Annotated in this window: 16 protein-coding genes; 5 read left to right on the forward strand and 11 right to left on the reverse strand. The window is 41.2% G+C overall.

Annotation, left to right across the window (positions count from 1 at the left end; translation table 11 throughout):
* Positions 1-142 precede the first annotated feature (142 nt).
* From fabG to yceD, 6 genes are all read right to left on the reverse strand, one after another.
* The gene (gene fabG, locus ACN0T8_RS02820) at positions 143-877 is read right to left on the reverse strand and encodes a 3-oxoacyl-ACP reductase FabG (RefSeq protein ID WP_417879141.1); all 735 of its coding nucleotides are present in this window, start codon (positions 875-877) and stop codon (positions 143-145) included.
* A 64-nt stretch (positions 878-941) separates the two neighbouring features.
* Entirely contained in the window at positions 942-1,868 is a 927-nt protein-coding gene (fabD, locus tag ACN0T8_RS02825; RefSeq protein ID WP_417879142.1) for an ACP S-malonyltransferase, read from the reverse strand.
* A gap of 57 nt (positions 1,869-1,925) precedes the next feature.
* A complete protein-coding gene (locus ACN0T8_RS02830) occupies positions 1,926-2,876 on the reverse strand; it encodes a beta-ketoacyl-ACP synthase III (RefSeq protein WP_417879143.1) in 951 nt (316 codons plus the stop codon).
* Positions 2,877-2,881: 5 nt separating this feature from the next.
* The gene (gene plsX, locus ACN0T8_RS02835; RefSeq protein WP_417879144.1) at positions 2,882-3,907 is read right to left on the reverse strand and encodes a phosphate acyltransferase PlsX; all 1,026 of its coding nucleotides are present in this window, start codon (positions 3,905-3,907) and stop codon (positions 2,882-2,884) included.
* A 9-nt stretch (positions 3,908-3,916) separates the two neighbouring features.
* Complete coding sequence (gene rpmF / locus ACN0T8_RS02840) at positions 3,917-4,087, reverse strand: 50S ribosomal protein L32 (protein ID WP_017025198.1); 171 nt, start codon at positions 4,085-4,087, stop codon at positions 3,917-3,919.
* A gap of 41 nt (positions 4,088-4,128) precedes the next feature.
* Complete coding sequence (yceD, locus tag ACN0T8_RS02845; RefSeq protein ID WP_417879145.1) at positions 4,129-4,653, reverse strand: 23S rRNA accumulation protein YceD; 525 nt, start codon at positions 4,651-4,653, stop codon at positions 4,129-4,131.
* A gap of 200 nt (positions 4,654-4,853) precedes the next feature.
* Between yceD and ACN0T8_RS02850 the strand changes: the two genes are divergently transcribed.
* A complete protein-coding gene (locus ACN0T8_RS02850; protein ID WP_417879146.1) occupies positions 4,854-5,444 on the forward strand; it encodes a Maf family protein in 591 nt (196 codons plus the stop codon).
* Between the two features lie 34 nt (positions 5,445-5,478).
* On the opposite strand, the gene rluC is transcribed toward ACN0T8_RS02850, so the two are convergent.
* Positions 5,479-6,423 (reverse strand): 23S rRNA pseudouridine(955/2504/2580) synthase RluC, encoded by a 945-nt coding sequence (rluC, locus tag ACN0T8_RS02855; protein WP_417879147.1) that lies wholly within the window; start codon positions 6,421-6,423, stop codon positions 5,479-5,481.
* A 662-nt stretch (positions 6,424-7,085) separates the two neighbouring features.
* Here rluC and rne point away from each other — a divergent pair.
* From rne to cobO, 3 genes are all read left to right on the forward strand, one after another.
* Positions 7,086-9,992 (forward strand): ribonuclease E, encoded by a 2,907-nt coding sequence (rne, locus tag ACN0T8_RS02860; RefSeq protein WP_417879148.1) that lies wholly within the window; start codon positions 7,086-7,088, stop codon positions 9,990-9,992.
* 256 nt (positions 9,993-10,248) lie between these two features.
* Entirely contained in the window at positions 10,249-11,802 is a 1,554-nt protein-coding gene (locus ACN0T8_RS02865; protein WP_417879149.1) for a SulP family inorganic anion transporter, read from the forward strand.
* A gap of 294 nt (positions 11,803-12,096) precedes the next feature.
* Positions 12,097-12,696 (forward strand): cob(I)yrinic acid a,c-diamide adenosyltransferase, encoded by a 600-nt coding sequence (gene cobO / locus ACN0T8_RS02870; RefSeq protein ID WP_417879150.1) that lies wholly within the window; start codon positions 12,097-12,099, stop codon positions 12,694-12,696.
* A gap of 105 nt (positions 12,697-12,801) precedes the next feature.
* Here the strand turns inward: cobO and ACN0T8_RS02875 are convergent, their stop codons facing one another.
* The 4 genes from ACN0T8_RS02875 to apbC form a co-directional block, all read right to left on the reverse strand.
* Entirely contained in the window at positions 12,802-14,979 is a 2,178-nt protein-coding gene (locus tag ACN0T8_RS02875; RefSeq protein WP_417879151.1) for an AsmA family protein, read from the reverse strand.
* A gap of 140 nt (positions 14,980-15,119) precedes the next feature.
* Positions 15,120-15,701: a dCTP deaminase gene (gene dcd / locus ACN0T8_RS02880; RefSeq protein ID WP_027697095.1), complete on the reverse strand. Its 582-nt coding sequence runs from the start codon at positions 15,699-15,701 to the stop codon at positions 15,120-15,122.
* Between the two features lie 72 nt (positions 15,702-15,773).
* Positions 15,774-16,415, reverse strand: a complete 642-nt coding sequence (udk, locus tag ACN0T8_RS02885) for a uridine kinase (protein WP_417879487.1) — start codon at positions 16,413-16,415, stop codon at positions 15,774-15,776.
* A gap of 238 nt (positions 16,416-16,653) precedes the next feature.
* Entirely contained in the window at positions 16,654-17,739 is a 1,086-nt protein-coding gene (gene apbC / locus ACN0T8_RS02890; RefSeq protein WP_417879152.1) for an iron-sulfur cluster carrier protein ApbC, read from the reverse strand.
* Positions 17,740-18,019: 280 nt separating this feature from the next.
* On the opposite strand from apbC, the gene metG reads away from it, so the two are divergent.
* The gene (gene metG, locus ACN0T8_RS02895; RefSeq protein WP_417879153.1) at positions 18,020-20,068 is read left to right on the forward strand and encodes a methionine--tRNA ligase; all 2,049 of its coding nucleotides are present in this window, start codon (positions 18,020-18,022) and stop codon (positions 20,066-20,068) included.
* Positions 20,069-20,095 lie beyond the last annotated feature (27 nt).

Consider the following 20,095-nt stretch of genomic DNA (forward strand, 5'->3'; position numbering starts at 1 on the left):
TTAGCCGTAGTTTATTCAAACTTTGAAAAGTTGCAAGGCTGACCTTGCTGGTCAAACCACAAATTTCATGTTTTTCACTGAAATTTGGTACATTTTTGACCTAAATCATGCATATGAGTGATTTTAAAACACTCAAATAGATTTAGACCATGTACATACCACCATTCACGTGCAGTGTTTCGCCAGTAATATAGGCGGCATCGTCAGAAGCTAAAAAGGCAACTGCTGATGCAATTTCACGCGGATCACCTAATCGACCTGCTGGCACTTGTGATAGTGTAGCAGTACGTTGGTCATCATTCAGTGCTTTTGTCATATCTGTTTCGATAAAACCTGGAGCAACAGTATTTACCGTTACACCGCGAGAAGCAACTTCACGAGCCATTGATTTTGTGAAACCAATTACGCCAGCTTTCGCTGCTGCGTAGTTTGCTTGCCCCGCATTGCCCATAGTCCCCACTACAGAGCCCACGTTAACAATACGACCATGACGTTTTTTCATCATGCCTCGAAGAACCGCTTTAGACAAACGGAAAATCGACGTTAGATTAGTATCCATGATATCTTGCCATTCGTCATCTTTCATACGCATCAACAGGTTATCACGAGTAATCCCAGCATTATTCACTAAAATGTCAATTCCACCGAATTCTTCATTAATGGTTTTGATCGTCGCCGCAACAGAATCGGCATCTGTTACATTCAAGGCTAAACCTTTACCATTACTTCCAAGGTAGTCACTAATCGCTTGTGCGCCAGATTCGCTTGTTGCAGTACCTACAACGGTCGCGCCACGCTCAACTAATCGTTCAGCAATCGAACGACCAATACCACGACTGGCACCAGTAACTAGTGCAATTTTACCTTCAAGATTCATTATAAATCCTCTTTATGACTGAAAATGTGATACCTAGGCATAGCTCAACACCATGCCATCAGTATTAACCGCGAGCAGCATCAAGAGAAGCTGGATCATTCACAGCTTGTGCGCTCAAGGCTTTTACAATTCGCTTAGTCAAACCAGTTAATACTTTACCTGGTCCAAACTCTAATAAGTTCTCTACGCCTTGCTCATGCATTGCAACCACGCCTTCAGTCCAACGAACTGGGCTATATAATTGACGAACAAGCGCATCTTTAATCTTCTCAGGATCGGTTTCTGCAATCACATCGACGTTATTAATTACAGGCACGATCGGTGCATTAAACTCGATATCCGCTAGTGCTTCAGCAAGTTTATCCGCAGCGGGTTTCATCAATGCACAATGTGAAGGTACAGAAACCGGTAAAGGCAATGCACGCTTAGCACCTGCTGCCTTACAAAGCTCACCAGCACGTTCTACTGCTGCTTTATTACCTGCAATTACGACTTGACCAGGAGAGTTAAAGTTTACCGGTGATACTACTTCGCCTTGTGCCGCTTCTTCACATGCTTTAGCAATCGCAGCATCATCTAGGCCAATAATCGCAAACATTGCACCAACACCAGCAGGCACTGCTTGTTGCATAAGCTCACCACGTAGTGCAACTAACTTAATCGCTTGTTTAAAGTCAACAACGCCCGCGCATACTAATGCTGAATATTCACCAAGACTATGACCCGCTACTATTTGAGGTTGCTCACCACCGACTTCTTGCCATACACGCCAGATCGCTACAGAAGCAGCTAATAATGCAGGTTGAGTACGATGTGTTTCATTTAAATCTTCTACAGGACCATTTTGAACCAAGTTCCATAAATCATAACCAAGTGCTTCTGATGCTTCAGAAAAGGTTGCTTTTACAACACTATATTGTTCACCAAGTTCCGCTAACATTCCAACAGTTTGAGAGCCCTGCCCTGGAAATACAACCGCAAACTTACTCATAGAAAATTTCCTTAAAATTAAAATCTAACTTACCTAACATTTAAATAAGTCTAACAATTAGAATCGAACGAGCGCAGACCCCCATGTGAAACCACCACCAAACGCTTCTAATAACAGCATATGACCACGTTGAATTCGACCATCACGAACCGCTTCATCTAAAGCGGTTGGGACTGTAGCGGCAGAAGTATTACCATGTCGGTCTAACGTTACTACTACTTGATCAAGTGACATAGCAAGCTTCTTAGCCGTAGCTGAAATGATGCGTAAATTCGCTTGATGCGGTACAAGCCAATCGAGCTCAGTTTTCGCCATATCATTCACAGAAAGTGTATCTTTCACTAACTTAGAGAGTTGAGTTACGGCAACTTTAAAGACTTCATTACCCGCCATGTGTAACCAAGCGTCGATATACTCACCACGCTTTGCTTCTTCTAAGCTTAATAACTCACCAAAACGACCATCTGCATGCAAATGAGTTGAAATAATACCAGGCTCTTCGCTAGCGCCAAGTACTACGGCACCTGCGGCATCACCAAATAAAATAATGGTTGAACGGTCTTCAGGATCACACATTTTTGATAACGCATCAGCCCCGATAACCAGAACATTTTTTGCCATTCCCGTTTTAATATGCTGATCAGCAATCGACAAAGCATACACAAAACCAGAGCAAGCTGCGGCCACATCAAACGCAGGACACCCTTTGATGCCTAATGCTGCTTGAACCTGACAAGCGGATGATGGGAATTTGTGACTACCACTGGTGGTTGCGACAATAATTAGGTCAATATCGTGCTTATCAATACCAGCCATTTCAATCGCATTGACTGATGCGTGATAGGCCATATCAGCAACGGATTCATCGGGAGCAGAAATACGGCGCTCACGAATACCAGTACGAGTTACAATCCACTCATCACTAGTATCAACCATTTTTTCTAAATCGGCGTTAGTACGCACTTGAGTCGGTAGGTAACTACCTGTTCCTAAAATTTTGCTATTCATGAAGACTAATAATGCCTCTCGAGTAAAACCGCTTCTAAGCGATCGCTTATACGGCTTGGGACTTGCTGTTTGACTTCATACACTGCTTCACCAATTGCATTGATCATAGCAGATGTATCAGCTTGCCCATGGCTTTTGATAACAATGCCGCGCAATCCTAGCAAACTTGCACCATTATACTGGTCGGGGTTCAGTGTTTTTAACTCATTAAATAAATTAGAGAACAATTTTCGAGCAATCCAGCCCTTAATTGTTGAAGAAATAAAATAACTTTTTAATTTTTGGTGGAATAAATGCGCTACCCCTTCACAGGTTTTTAGACACACATTTCCGACAAATCCATCACAAACTATCACATCTGCGACATCATAAAAAAGCTGATTTCCTTCAATATAGCCAGAATAGTTGATTTCTTTTGTTTGGCTGAGTAATTCTGAGCAACGCTTAACCAAGTCATTGCCTTTTATTTCTTCTTCACCAACATTCAAAATCGCGACTCGAGGTTGATGTGGAATATGCACTTCAGCCAATGCACTGCCCATCACGGCAAACTGGAATAAAGTATCAGCATCCACTGATACATTAGCACCCAAATCAAGCACCCAGGTTTTTTTACCAGATACCGTTGGTAGTGCACTAACCAGAGCAGGACGTTCTATCCCGGGTAATAATTTAAGACGGAATTTTGACAAAGCCATTAAAGCACCGGTATTTCCACCACTCACGCAAGCATCGGCTATACCATCTGCCACGTAATCGAGCGCTATACGCATCGATGTTCCGGAACTATTACGTAATGCTAAAGACGGCTTTTCATCATTAGAAATATCTCTCTCACTGTGTTTAATGATGAGACGAGGGGTCGGAGTAAATCCGAGGTGTGTCAGTTCTTTCGTGATTTGTTCACGATCACCGACCAATATAACTTTCAGCTCTGGGAAATGTGACAATGCCTGCACGGCGGCAGGCACTGTTACGCGAGGACCGAAATCCCCGCCCATTGCATCAAGTGCAACGGTAATAGTTTGCAAAGGTCAACCTTACTTGTTGATAACCTTTTTGCCACGGTAGTAACCGTCAGCAGTCACGTTGTGACGTAGGTGAGTTTCACCTGAAGTTGCGTCTACAGATAATGCACTAGTCGTTAGCGCATCGTGTGAACGACGCATGCCACGCATTGAACGTGATTTTTTGCTCTTTTGTACGGCCATGACCCTACTCCTTCGTTTTTAAACTCTAATGCTTTATAGCACTAGCGCTTTAAATTTTTTAAAACGTCAAATGGATTCGGTTTTTCTTCCAAAGCTTCTTCTGGGAGATCGCCAAACACCATATTGTTTGATTGTACGCTACATTCAGATTCGTCATGCATCGCAATTTGAGGTAATTCTAGAATGAACTCGTCTTCCACTAACTTAATCAGATCCAACTCACCGTACTCGTTCAGATCTACCAAATCGTACTCTTCCGGTGCGTCTTGTTCACTTTTCTCACTGTAAACAGGAGTACAAGTGAATTCAACTTCGCACAAATGCGCGAATATCTCATTACAGCGTTGACATTCTAAATCGACTTCGACGTTAGCTTTACCAGAGATAACGACTAATCGTTGTTCATCCAACTCAAAGGACAATGATACTTCTGCGTCGCGTTTGACGCCTTCAGTCAACTCGGCAATGCGCTTCATTAAACTAACTTGAACTATACCTTGATAGTCTAAGCGTTTTTGAGCCGATTTTGCTGGGTCAACTGTACGCGGTATTTTTACCTTTTGCATAGGGCGCGAATATTATCCTCCAAAATGAATTTAGTCAAAGGAAAAGGCAAAAAACTTACACTTTCCTTTTCCCTATTCTATGCACCGTTCAACATGACGCATAGCGTGATTTGTTTTAGTATACCTAAGTAATGTAAGACACCTAAATTGGTACCTTGGTTACTTAGGTGTATATCAATTAATCTTTAAGAGCCCCACTTATGTCGCCAAAACTAATTTTAGCTTCCACATCCCCTTACCGAAAACAATTACTTGATAAACTTGCTATCGAATTTGAAACTCGTGAACCTAATTGTGATGAAACGCCGTTGCCTGGTGAAAGCGCGACCGAACTGGTACTGCGTTTAGCTAAAATGAAAGCCCAATCATGCGTACTAGAAGAGCAAGGCAAACAAATCATTATTGGATCGGATCAAGTTTGCGTTATTAACAACGCAATTATTGGCAAACCCCTTACTCGGGACAATGCCATTCAACAACTGACTCAAGCGAGTGGCCAAGTCATCACGTTTTATACTGGCCTCGCAGTTTTTAACAGCGAAACAGGATGCTGTAATGTCACGCTAGATGAATTCAAAGTTCACTTCAGAACGCTATCTCAAACCCAGATTGAATACTATGTCGATACCGAGCAACCTTTCTATTGCGCTGGCAGTTTCAAAAGCGAAGGACTCGGTATTGCTTTATTCGAACGCTTAGAAGGTAAAGATCCTAACTCGCTTATAGGCTTACCGCTTATTACCCTAATCGATATGCTGGACAAGCAAGATATTCAGGTTTTATCTAAATAGCCTTCACTTAGGTTACTTGGGTATAAATAATCCGTTATTTCGCTCTTAAACCTGCTAGTGCTTTTTCAAGTTTAACTTCCATTGGTGCTGAGATATCCATAGCCTCATCTGTCGCCGGATGCGTAAATTGAATATTGGCGGCATGAAGAAATAAACGATTCAGCCCGACTTGCCCAGTATAAGCATCAAAGCGGCGGTCACCATAACGGTCATCCCAAGCAATCGGATGGCCGACATACTGACAATGAACACGAATTTGGTGTGTTCTACCCGTAATAGGACTAGCTTGAACTAAGGTCGCTTGATTAAACTTTTCTAAAATCTTATAGCGAGTTTCTGACGGCTTACCATTTGGATTAACTCGAACAATGCTGTTCACCTCATTTTTGAGTAACGGAGCCTTAACTACTTTACAACTCGACTTCCACTCACCCATCACTAAAGCAAAATAATACTTCTGAACGGTCTTCTCGCGAAATTGGGCTTGTAAATGACGCAATGCCGAGCGCTTTTTAGCAACCAATAAGATCCCAGAAGTATCACGGTCGATACGGTGAACCAATTCAAGAAAGCGAGCTTGTGGACGCAATGCTCGTAATGCTTCGATAGCACCAAATTTTAAACCACTGCCACCATGAACCGCTGTCCCTGATGGTTTATTTAAAATCAAAATACTGTCATCTTCGAAAATGATGCAATTTTCTAACTCAGAGACTTTATCTAATTTAGTACTCACGGGGACAGCATCTTCTTCTGCCGAAATGCGTACCGGAGGAATACGAACGATGTCACCGGATTGTATTTTATATTCCGCCTTCACGCGTTTTTTATTTACGCGCACTTCTCCCTTACGCAAGATTCGATAAACCATGCTTTTAGGGATCTGCTTTAATTGATTATGCAAAAAATTGTCGATTCGTTGGCCCGCCATATCAGCGTCAATATCAACAAATTTCACTTCTGTTTTAATATCATTCATTCGGCTATTCTAACACTCAAACATCACCCAGAGGCATAAGATTCTGAAAATTATTATCTCCATTTTATCCCCCACGTTCACTTTTTGCTCACAACCGCACAAAATTAAAACAAAAATTAAACTAACAACATGTTATTAAACAAATTAACATTATTAATAATACGGATGTAATATTACTCACCTCCGAGTTAACCACAGGTTTTCCTATTTATTTACGCACTTTGACGTAAAGCTGATTGCTGATATTTCTTGGCGCTGCTATAGTTCACAGCTGCAATGGTTGTATTGAACATTTTCTATGCAAATTTAATGTCATCCATTGCAATTAATGAGTAGAAGCTTCGAACGTATGTGCTGCATTAGGCGTAAGACACAACTGACGAAGACCAACTTATCGCCTACTCACGTTATCAATGCAGAAGTAATACCGACTTGAATTCGGACCAAGCATTCGCGTTCTACCCAAAGTAATTGAAGTTCTAACACAAAATTTTGTGACACAGCTTTAAATAAGAAAGGTATGAATGTTTGGTGGCTATTGTGCCCTAGAGCATCCCCTATACAGCCGTGAGGTTGAAGCCAAAGTCATGGGATCTGGCACCTTTGATACGACATAAAGCGATAAGCAATTATCACGAAGAAAAACAACGAGAATTTTAAAAATGAAAAGAATGTTGATCAACGCAACTCAAAAAGAAGAGTTGCGCGTCGCATTAGTTGATGGTCAGAAACTCTTTGATTTAGATATCGAAAGTCCTGGTCATGAATCTAAAAAAGCTAATATTTATAAAGGCCGTATTACTCGAGTAGAACCCAGTTTAGAAGCTGCATTTGTAGACTACGGTGCTGACCGACACGGTTTCCTCCCTCTTAAAGAAATTGCCCGCGATTACTTCCCTGCTGGTTACACCTACCAAGGCCGTCCGAGCATTAAAGAAGTTCTGAAAGAAGGCCAAGAGGTTATTGTTCAAGTAGAAAAAGAAGAACGCGGTCAAAAAGGTGCAGCGTTAACGACTTTTATCTCTCTTGCAGGTAGCTATTTAGTATTAATGCCCAATAACCCTCGTGCTGGCGGTATTTCTCGTCGTATTGAAGGTGATGAGCGTACTCAACTTAAAGCAGCATTAAGCACTCTTGAATTACCACAAGGTATGGGCTTAATTGTTCGTACTGCGGGCGTAGGCAAAAGTGCGGAAGAGCTTGAATGGGATTTAAACATCCTACTAAAACATTGGGCTGCCATTAAAGATGCCTCTGACGGCGAATCAGCACCTTTCTTAATTCACCAAGAAAGTAATGTTATCGTTCGTGCTATTCGTGACTATTTACGCCGTGATATTGGCGAAATTCTAATTGATAGCAATACCATCTACGAACGTGCCAAAGCACATATCCAATTAGTGCGCCCTGATTTCGTATCACGCGTTAAAAAATACGATGGCGATGTTCCTCTATTTAGCCACTACCAAATTGAAAGCCAAATTGAATCCGCGTTCCAACGCGAAGTTCGCCTACCTTCTGGTGGTTCAATCGTTATCGATCCAACTGAAGCATTAACGTCTATTGATATCAACTCCGCTCGTGCAACGAAAGGTGGTGATATTGAAGAGACCGCATTAAATACCAACCTAGAAGCTGCAGATGAAATTGCACGTCAATTACGTTTACGTGACCTAGGTGGCCTAGTGGTTATCGACTTCATTGATATGACACCCGTTCGTCACCAACGTGAAGTTGAAACCCGTATGCGCGAAGCGGTAAGAATGGATCGTGCACGTGTACAAATTGGTCGTATCTCACGCTTTGGCCTATTAGAAATGTCACGCCAGCGTTTGAGCCCGTCACTAGCGGAAGCGAGCCATCATATTTGTCCTCGTTGTACTGGTACTGGTGTGGTTCGTGATAATGAATCATTAGCATTATCTGTGCTTCGTTTGATTGAAGAAGAAGCCCTAAAAGATAATAGCTCACAAGTGCTTGCCGTTGTGCCGGTACCTATTGCGTCTTACTTACTCAATGAAAAACGCAAATCAATCCAGCACATTGAGAAGCATCAAGAAGTAAACATCATTGTCGTACCAAACTCTGATATGGAAACCCCTCATTTTGAAGTGGTTCGCCTACGCGATGGTGAAGAACATCAAATTTTATCTTACTTGATGCCTAAGCGCATTGAAGCATTCAAAGAAGCAGAAGCAAAAGAGCCTGCTTTAGCAGATATGAAGCCTCGTCGTATTGAAGAGCCTGTATTGAAAGGTTTTGCACCATCAAGCGCCCCAGCACCAACTCCAACAACTGCACCAACGTCTGCATCTAAAGCGGAACCCCAAGCGAAAGCTAAGTCTGGTGGTTTAGGTGGTTTGTTTAAAGCTATTGGTAATTTCTTATTCGGTGGTGATGAGCCAAAAGAAGAGAAAGCAACTGAAGAAGCGAAACCAGCTCAGCAAAACCGTCAGCGTAACGATCAGCGTGATAATAACCGTCGCCGTAATAACCGTGACCGTAATGAACGTAATAATGACCAACGTAACAAACGCCGTAAGCCACGTACTAACGATACTGCAGATAAAGTAGCAGAATCGGAAGCTCCTCAAAATAACGTTCGTAACGATAAGAAGCGCAAGCCAAAGCAAGACAAGAAGCCAGCTAAAAATGCAACTAAGGTTGTAGAACAAGGCCAAAAAATTGCTGCTGAAGCTCAAGCAAAAACCACCTCAACTGATGAGAAAACAACGCAAATTAAGCAACGTCGTCAACGTCGTCAGATGAAGAAAAAAGTACGTGTTAACGAGCAAGTTGCAGAAGAAGTGAACGCTCAAGATCTAACGAAAGCAGAGCAAGCGGAAGTGATTACTGCCAAGCCTGAAGCAACAGACAAAGAAGACGGCCAGCAGCGTCGTAACCGTCGTTCACCACGTCACCTTCGTGCTAGCGGTCAACGCCGTCGTCGTACACGTGATCGTCGCCCTAACCCATATCGCCTACGTGCCGGTGGTGTTGCATCACCAGAAATGGCAATGGGTAAAGTATGGCCACAATACGTAGCTGAAAAACCGAAACAAAAAGAAGAGCAAGCACAACCTGCAATAGAAACATCAATTCCTACTGGCGGTTACGCTTTCCCTGAAATGTCGATGGGTAAAATTGTTATCCTAAGCAAAGCGTTAACAGAAAATGCTACGACTACTGAAGCACCAACCACGCAGCAACCTGTGAAAGCAGAGCCTGCACCAGTAGTAGAAGCGGCTCCAGTAACACCAGCGGTAACTGAAGCGCCTGCAGTTGAAACGGCCTTTGTAGTGAAAGCTGAGCAACAAGATAACCTTGTTGTTGAGAATACGCCAAAGGAACAGCAAGCTAAGACACCAAAATCGGTCAAAGTGAAAGCAGCTAAAGCAAAATCTCATGTCAGCGCACCAATGGCAAAAGCTTCTGGTACTGGCGAGTTAAATAACATTACCATTATTGCTGCTCCTTTCCGTGAATCGACATTCACAGGTAAAGCGGCTGGCAGCCAATCAGCAACTGGCCATGCGAGTTCTGAAATGTCAAAAACGCTTAACGACTAAGCTAAATAGCATTAATCGTTAAGTTATTAAGCAAGATCACTAGAGATGGTGGTCTTGCTTTTTTATCTCAACGATTAGCAATAGATAACTTGTTGCAGAAAATTCCACCATTCTGTAACATTCATTAACAAATCATTATCACTCTAAATCATGAATACCTTCCACTTGTACCCTTTGTCTCCATTAGGGCGGCATTGGTATCATTTTTCATTCATGGGCTAGAGTCCTTTATTTTATAACTTTTAACTGAGTAAGCATGTTTCCCCAAATATCTAGTCAATCTCTAAAAAATGATGTGTTATCCGGTCTGACCGTAGCACTAGCATTAGTACCTGAGGCTGTTGCCTTTGCCTTTGTTGCAGGTGTTGATCCAATGGTTGGTTTATATGCCGCCTTTATTATGGGTCTAATGACTTCTATCTTCGGTGGACGTCCTGGAATGATTTCTGGCGCAACTGGCGCAACTGCGGTTGTAATGGTGAGCTTAGTTGCCGTTCATGGCGTTCAATACTTATTTGCAGCCGTTTTATTGGTCGGTCTATTACAAATTACGGCTGGTTTATTAAAACTAGGCAAGTTTATCCGCATCGTCCCACATCCAGTGATGATTGGTTTTGTGAATGGCTTGGCTATCGTTATCTTTATGGCCCAGCTTGGGCAATTTAAAGCACCAGACATCAACGGAATAATGACTTGGTTACCACAAGGACAAATGGCGATCATGTTCGGTTTAGTCGCTTTAACCATGGCTATTATTTACTTCTTACCTAAGTTAACTAAAGCTGTGCCTTCTTCACTTGTTGCGATTGTTGTCGTCACGGCGTTAACTCAAGTCTTTAACTTAGATACTCGTACTGTTGTTGATTTCTTACGCACTATGTCTGGTGATACGAATGCAACACTCGCAGGTGAACTACCAACATTTGCACTACCAGCGGTGCCGTTTAACTTCGAAACACTACAAATTGTTTTCCCATATGCGTTGATCATTGCCGCTATTGGTTTAATTGAATCACTACTAACCTTAACAGTAGTCGATGAGATGACTAACACTCGTGGCAAAGGTAATCGAGAATGTATTGGCCAAGGCCTTGGTAACTTAACCTGTTCAGTATTTGGTGCGATGGGTGGCTGCGCCATGATTGGTCAATCGATGATCAACATTAACTCGGGTGGTCGTAGCCGTTTATCAGGTATTACAGCTGCGATTGCACTACTTTGCTTTATCCTATTTACTGCTACTTGGATTGAAATGATCCCACTAGCAGCGCTAGTGGGTGTAATGTTTATGGTAGTAATAGGGACGTTTGAATGGGCAACCTTCAAGTTAGCTCGCAGAGTACCTAAGCAAGATTTTTTCGTAATTATCCTTGTGACTATCGTAACTGTGTTAACAGACTTAGCGGTTGCGGTTGGCGTTGGTGTTGTCGTTTCAGCATTAATGTTCGCTTGGCAACATGCAAAGCATATCAATGCAGTGACAAGCATCAACGAAGAAGGCTCGAAAGTTTACCAAATTAACGGCCCGATCTTCTTTGGTTCGACGGCTAACTTTACTGAGCTTTTCAACGCTTATGACGATCCTCAAGATGTGATTATCGATTTTAGTCAGTCTCGCGTTGTTGACCATTCCGCTATTGAAGCAATTGAAACCGTAGCAGATCGTTATACTCGCTTAGGTAAAACTCTCCATTTACGTCACTTAAGCCAAGATTGTAAGACTCTGTTGGATAAAGCTGGCAGTCTAATTGAAATCAATGTTAAAGAAGATCCAACCTATAAAGTGATTGATGATCTACTCGCGGACTAATTCGCGGTGTAACATTCTATACCCGAAGTAATTGGAGTTGCAGTGAGGCGACAAGTGAATGAGGCCCCATGAGCATACCTCGACTCGCCGTCAACAAAGTTGCAGCTTCAATTACGATGGGTATACACTCAAGTAACTTGGATATATAGACCATGAGCCCAACCATCGCGTTGGGCTTTTGTTGTTAGGTACCTAGGGCCAATAGACCTTAATATCCCTCTCTAAAACTTTGGTTTTTTCTGCCTTTTAAATTCGTTATTATCCATTCATCCCTACCTTCAGGAACAATATAATATGTCTGAGCATAAACAAAATAAGCACCAACAACGTCAGCAAAAAATTAAACAACAAGTAGATCAACGTATTGAAGCTGCTCAACAAGAGAAAGGTTTAGTCGTTGTTATCACTGGCAATGGTAAAGGTAAAACTACATCCGGTTTTGGTACCATCGCAAGAGCCGTTGGGCATGGCCAGCAATGCGCGGTTGCTCAGTTTATTAAAGGCACATGGGATAATGGTGAAAAGAATCTATTAGAAAAGCTAGGCGTCTCTTTTCATGTGATGGCAACTGGATTTACCTGGGAAACTCAAGATAAACAAAAAGATACTCAAGCCGCTCAGCAAGTCTGGCAAGAGTGCAAAAAAATACTGCAAGATAAAAGCATCGATGTCGTGCTGCTCGATGAAATCACCTATATGGTGAGCTATGGTTATATTGACCTAGGTGAGCTTATTCTAGCCATCAAAGACCGACCTAAAGATCAATCGGTTATTCTCACAGGACGCGCGGCTCATCGCGACTTAATAGAGCTTGCCGACACAGTGTCGGAAGTACGAAATGTTAAACATGCCTTTGAAGCAGGAGTCAAAGCTCGTAAAGGTATTGATTGGTAACACTTCACCTACTAGCATAAAATAACTGCATCTGCGATTAAACCCATAAAAAATGCCACTGCACATGAATGAAGTGGCATTGATATTTAGTGTTTAAGGTTAATTCTATTTGAATAAACCATTTAGTAAATCACCAGCAGCCTTTTTGACATCATCTTTTTGCTTGGAATCATCATTACCGAGCAACTTATCTAGACCTCGATCAACTTCTTTTTGAGCTTTTTCTTTTGCTCTGTCTATTTCAGCTTGAGCTTTCTGCTTAGTTTGCTCATCTAATGCCGCATTCAAATCTGGGCGAATTTTAGGTTCTGTCCATGTGCCTTTAATACTGATAGGAAGAGTAATATCTTTTAACTCATCAGTATCTTTACCACCTTGACCTTTCAAGGAGCCTACCACCGATGTTTTAACTAGAAAATCAACCGTCTCATTAACGTAGTTCGCCTGTCCACTACCAAGAATTCTTAATAATGGTGATTGAGCGGTGAAGTTATTAGTCGTCATTACCCCTTTTGATAAGTTCATCGTTGCTGTTACAGCACTAAAATCGGTTTTCTTAACCTTTATTTCTTCTGCTTTCTTACCTTTAAATAAAGCTTGTACTGAGCGAATTTCATGAGCAACATTGATTCCATAGAACGAACCATCAGCAAAATTAATCTTCACCACACCAGCTAAGTTTTGTTTCGCTTTATCGACAATTAAACTTTTACCCTTTATATCTGCAGTGATATTGCCGGTACCAGAAACAAAGTCCATTTGTGCAACATCTTTCAACAATGGTTGAACTTGAACTCCTTTAACTTCTTTATGTATCGTGTAAGTGGAAACATCTTTACGAGCATCAATTTTAGCATTAGCACTCACCGAGCCTTGATACAAATTTGCCGCAAATTTTTTCAAATCAATCACACCACGATTCACTTGAAACTGCGTTTGTACATCCTGCATTTTGACATTATTTGCTGTTAGCTTATCAATAATAATTTTACCCGTGACATCTAATGTACGTGTCGCACTAAGATCAGGTTCTACTTGAGATGTAGGCACATTGGTGCTGCTCGAGTTTTTAGAGGTCGCGGCTTTTGTTGTCTCTGATTTTTCAGGGGCAACTTGCTCCATTTGCTTAAGTAGCGCGTCAACGTTGATTTCAGGACTGTGGATATCAAACACTATTTTAGGAATACTTGGCGCTAAACTCACCTGCGTAGAGCCATCAAAGTTAAGTTCGTTCACCGATAACTTTTTCAAAACAACATCTAAATATTGTTTTGTTAAATCGAAACGAATATCAGAATTCATATCAATCGAAATAGGCGTAAGTGGTAATGATTGACCATCAACCTTCCCTGTGACATTCATATTCTGGACTTTAAGCTCCGTCATCGCTTTATCAAGCATAATCGATGCAGACTGATTAATATCGATACTCATACCAGATGCCATTCCATTGACACTCAATGCCATTTTGCTGACTGAGTTAAATTGAAACGAATCTAGCGTGAAACGTGCTTGTTTAATGTCAGTAGAAGGATCTTTAAATTGCGCTTCTACATCTATACCGCGTAATTGGTAATCCGATAAATCTTGTGAGACTTTAAACTCGGTCTTTCCTTTTACAGCAAAAGTTTGCTGGTTTTGTTTACCCGTAATATCAAATTCAGCCTTACTCCATTCATCGAAACTAAATTGTGATAACGCGAAGTTCACATCAGATAAGGTTAAATCTGAATGGCTCTCTGCATCTAACATCACCAATTTAGCATTATTTACCGTAATGCCTTCTAAACTGATTTCCCATGGGCTTTCACTTGCAGGGTTTACACTTTCAGTTTCGTCATTAGTCGCATCACTACTTGGGGAAGTTTGAGTGGTTTTGTCTTCAGCAGATTGCTTAACAATATCAAGGTTTGAACGACCATCTTTCAGCTTCTGAATAAAAATATCAGCGCCGTTTAACGTAACGTTGCCGATATTAAGTCGATTTTCAAGCAATGGAAGTACTGAAACATCCAAAGCCGCCTCATCAAACTTGACCACTTGTGCTTGCTTAAAGCCTTCCGCTGGATTTAATACTTGGGTCTTTCCAATAGAAAAGCCGAGATGAGGAAAAAAGCTCCAAGAAATGTCACCGTCGATGACCAAGTCAAAGCCTGTTTGAGCCTTAGCTTGATCGATAATAAGCGGCTTAAATTGGTTCGGATTAACGAAAATGACCAGCGCTAGAATGGCAATTAAAACCGCAGCAATGGGTACAGAAAGGAATAAAAGTATTTTTTTCATGGAGATCCTTTTCAAAACAAATATATATATTTTTAATAGTTAGTATAACAAACTATCATTCGTTTAGATAAAGTAAAATCAATAAGAAAAAACTGACAAAACCATAAAAAAAGAGCTTTTTAGAAGCCCTTTTACATCTCTTAATCTTCATTAATACGGCTTGCGACCGCACCTTGTTGATTCTTATATTTAGCGTTATCGCGCTTGTTATATGGTTTTTCTGCATCGCCCGATAACACTTCAAAACTCAATGCACCAATGGGCATCATTGGCTTCAGCGCAAGTGGCAAGCGCCCTGAGTTATAGAATTCCAAAACGATTCGACCAGACCAACCTGGATCAATACGGTGTGCAGTAACATGTACCATTAAACCTAAACGCGCTAATGAAGATCGTCCATCTAACCAGCCAACGATATTGGCAGGTAAATCAACCGACTCATAGGTTACGGCTAAAGCCAATTGCCCGGGATGTAAGTAAAATTCTTCATCATCGGAAATTTCAATTTCATCACTCATTACTTTTTCAAGTTGAGCAGTAACATCCGATTTTTTACCAGACAAATCGATATATGGAGCACTGTGATCATTAAAAACACGAAATTGATGTCCTAAACGAACGTCAACTGTCAAACCACTAATGCTTTCTTCTGACGGCGCTGGAGACATGGCAATCTTGCCTTCAGCTAAATACTTCTTTATATCCCTATCACACAATCTCACGGGCGTTTCTCCTAAAACCACCTTGGTGATTACCAGGTGGGGATTTCATATCAATACTTTAATTGTCTATTCTTACGATGTCAGCAATTTAGCAATATGCGCTTTTAGAACATCAATCGCAATACGGTTTTTACCACCACGAGGTACAATGATATCCGCATGTTGCTTTGATGGTTCAATAAACTGCATGAACATAGGGCGAACGGTTTTTTGATATTGCTTTAATACCGACTCCATCGTACGACCGCGTTCTTCAACATCACGTTTCACACGACGTAATAAGCAGATATCTAAAGGTGTGTCCATGAAGACGGATGCATGCATTAAATTACGTAAACGAGGCTCAGTTAATAGCAAAATACCCTCTAAAATGATCACCTTTTTCGGTGTCATCAAGGTAGTTTGTTTAGTGCGGGTATGCTCTGAGTAACTGTATTCAGGAATTTCAACAGATTCACCTTGAACCAGATTCTCTAATTGTTCGCATAATAAGTCATGGTCTAAGGCGTTTGGATGGTCATAGTTGGTTTTAACTCGATCTTCCATGCTCAAATGACTTTGGTCACGGTAGTAACAGTCTTCTGTAATAACGCCAATTTGATGATCACCAACTTTTGCACGTAACTCTTTATAAATGGTGCTTGCAATTAAGCTCTTCCCTGAAGCCGATGCGCCGGCAATTCCTACAATGACGCATTTGTTTTTTTCAGGCATGTTTTGTTGTTCTGACATGTAAAGCACCCAGCTTAATAGTGACAAGGAATTCCAAATATGACCAAGCGTCATGAAAGCATGATGACTTGGGGAAATTGAAGATTTAAACCGCTAGATTATATACCCAAACGCTTGCAAGGTGCGAGTTTCAAGAAGAAATTATTAACCTATAATACAAATGAAGATTGAAAAATAAGCAGCTTGAGATCAAGCGCTTATTTCTCAATCAATTCTTTTATCAGCTAACATCAACAAACATAATATTTTCTGCTCGCGGCTTACCTTGCCAGAATAAATTGGCTGCAACATGTGAAGCCAATTGGAGATAGATCTGAGTATGATCACTATCCGGTCTTGCAGCGACAGTTGGGCAACCATTATCAAGATCACTTCTTAGATTGATATGCAGTGGAATTTGGGCAAGTAAGGTTAAGTTGGCATCTTGCGCCATTTTTTGCGCCCCCCCCTCACCAAATATAGCTTCATGATGACCACACTGAGAGCAAATGTGGTAACTCATATTTTCAATAATACCAAGCACTGGTACATCAACTTTATCGAACATAGTGACACCTTTACGAGCATCTGCGAGAGCTAGATCTTGTGGCGTAGTAACTACTAGCGCAGCCGTAACAGGAACTTGCTGAGATAAGGTCAACTGAATATCGCCTGTACCCGGTGGCATATCGATCACTAGATAATCAAGATCCGGCCACAAGGTTTCATTCAATATTTGGGCTAATGCTTTTGAGGCCATCGGGCCTCGCCAGATTGCGGCATCTTGGTCGGCAATTAAATAGCCAATCGAATTGGTATATAAACCATGAGCTTCAACAGGAATCATCCACTTATTGTCACGCACACCAGGCTTTTCACCTTGAGTACCTAACATTAAAGGAACCGATGGGCCATAAATATCAGCATCAAGCAAACCAACTTTGGCTCCTAAAGCTTGTAATGCAAGAGCAAAATTAACCGCTGTCGTCGATTTACCTACCCCACCTTTTGCCGAGCTCACTGCAATAATATTTTTCACCCCTTTCACTGCTTGTCCGTGAGGGGTTTGCAATGGCTTCACTCGTACTGAAACTTGTGTGCTAGGAAAACGTGCATCTTGTTGAGCTTGTAAATCACACCAACTCTGAAGATCCGCTTTTAAATCTTGATAATAAAAAGGCAAAGCAAGATTCACATAATCATCACTAAAGTGAACCAGGTTTGGCATATCTGCCCAGCCTTCAATCAACGCTTCGTGCTCAAACTGATTTAAGCGATGTAAATACTCATCTTTTGATAATAGTGAATGTGATGAAAAATCAGACATGAAACCTCTCTATCATATGGCGTCAATTCAATCCTAGCAGTTATATACTGAAATAACTTCAAAATGCATCAACGAATAGGCTTTTCTTAGTTATAGAAAAAATAAATCCTTAGCAAGCTTATGTGTTCTTGAAGTTAGTTGGGTATCGGGTAGAATCAAAGGCAAAGTTTTATGATGATAATGCACTCTTTACTCCCTTACTTTATCTGTTCATCTCCAGCTAAAAATAATGAGTAATTGTGCTTTGTCTTTCTCCAAGAATAAGAAGCGAAAATATAATATGGCAACTGATCCAAGAAAAATTTTAGTAACCTGTGCACTTCCATACGCTAATGGTTCTATTCACCTCGGCCACATGCTTGAGCATATTCAAGCGGATATTTGGGTCCGTTACCAACGCTTACGTGGTAATACCGTAAACTTTATCTGTGCGGATGATGCCCATGGTACTCCGATCATGCTGAAAGCTCAGCAACTTGGTATCAAACCTGAAGAGATGATTGCAGAAGTTCAAAAAGAACATGAACAAGATTTCTCAGGTTTTAACATCAGCTTTGATAACTACCATAGCACTCATAGTGATGAAAACCGCGAATTAGCGTCAATGATTTATCTTCGCTTAAAAGAAAATGGCTTTATTACTAGCCGTACTATTTCTCAACTTTTCGATCCAGAAAAAGAAATGTTCCTACCAGACCGTTTCGTAAAAGGTACTTGCCCTAAGTGTAAAACTGAAGATCAATACGGTGATAACTGTGATGCTTGTGGCGAAACTTATAGCCCAACCGATCTTATCAATCCAAAGTCTGCGGTTTCTGGTGCGACTCCAATAATGAAAGATTCTGAGCATTTCTTCTTCGACTTGCCACAGTTCCAAAGCATGTTAAAAGAGTGGACACGTTCTGGCTCTCTGCAATCTGAAACTGCAAACAAAATGCAAGAATGGTTTGAATCCGGTCTACAACAATGGGATATCTCTCGTGATGCACCTTATTTTGGTTTTGAAATTCCAGGTGAGAAAAACAAATTCTTCTACGTATGGTTAGATGCGCCAATTGGCTACATGGGTTCATTCAAAAACCTATGCAACAAGCGTGATGATTTAAGCTTTGACGAATACTGGAAACAAGACAGTACCACTGAACTTTACCACTTCATTGGTAAAGATATTGTGTATTTCCACAGCCTATTCTGGCCAGCAATGCTTGATGGCGCAGGTTTCCGTAAACCAAATAACGTGTTTGTACATGGTTATGTCACAGTTAACGGCGCAAAAATGTCAAAATCAAAAGGCACATTTGTTAAAGCGAGCACTTACCTTAAACACTTAGATCCTGAATGTTTACGTTATTACTACGCCGCTAAACTAAACAGCCGTATTGATGATCTTGACTTGAATCTAGAAGATTTCACTCAACGTGTAAACTCAGATGTAGTAAACAAAATTGTTAACCTAGCTTCTCGTAACGCAGGTTTCATCACTAAGCGCTTTGAAGGCAAGCTTTCTAGCAACTTTACTGAAATGGCCCTATATCAAGAGTTTGTTGATGCAGCGGAGGGCATTGCAGAGCTTTATGAAACTCGTGAATTTGGTCGAGCCATTCGTGAAGTGACCGCACTTGCAGATAAAGCCAACCAATACGTTGATGAAAAAGCCCCTTGGGTGATCGCGAAACAAGAAGGCAAAGACCAAGAGCTACAAGATATTTGTACGGTTGGTATTAACCTATTCCGCGTATTAATGACTTACTTAAAGCCTGTTATGCCAGAACTTGCAGCACGTAGTGAAGTATTCTTAAATGATACCTTGACATGGGAAACAATGACTTCGCCATTAACCGATCACGAAGTCACCAAGTTTAAAGCACTATTTAACCGTATCGATCCAAAGCATGTTGAAGCAATGATCGAAGCGTCAAAAGAAGATGCGGCTGCAGAAATGGCAGCGAAAGAGCAAGCGGAGGCGTCTGCACAATCAGAACTAGATAAAGAGCCGATTGAAGCTGAAATTGAGTTTGATGATTTTGCTAAAATTGATATGCGTATTGCTAAAATCGTTTCCTGTGAAGCGGTACCGAAAGCCAACAAACTACTTAAATTCCAGTTAGATATTGGTGGCGAAACTCGTCAGGTATTCTCGGGAATCAAGTCTGCTTATACACCAGAAGAACTAGAAGGGAAGTTAACCGTAATGGTTGCTAACTTGAAGCCACGTAAAATGAAGTTTGGCATGTCTGAAGGCATGATTTTAGCCGCTGGCCCTGGTGGTAAAGATCTTTGGATTTTAGAACCACACGAAGGTGCTCAACCTGGCATGCGTGTGATGTAATCACTTCATAGTAAGGATTTCCATCCA

Origin of the sequence: Vibrio sp. (genome assembly GCF_048266485.1) — a bacterium.
Taxonomy (GTDB): Bacteria; Pseudomonadota; Gammaproteobacteria; order Enterobacterales; family Vibrionaceae; genus Vibrio.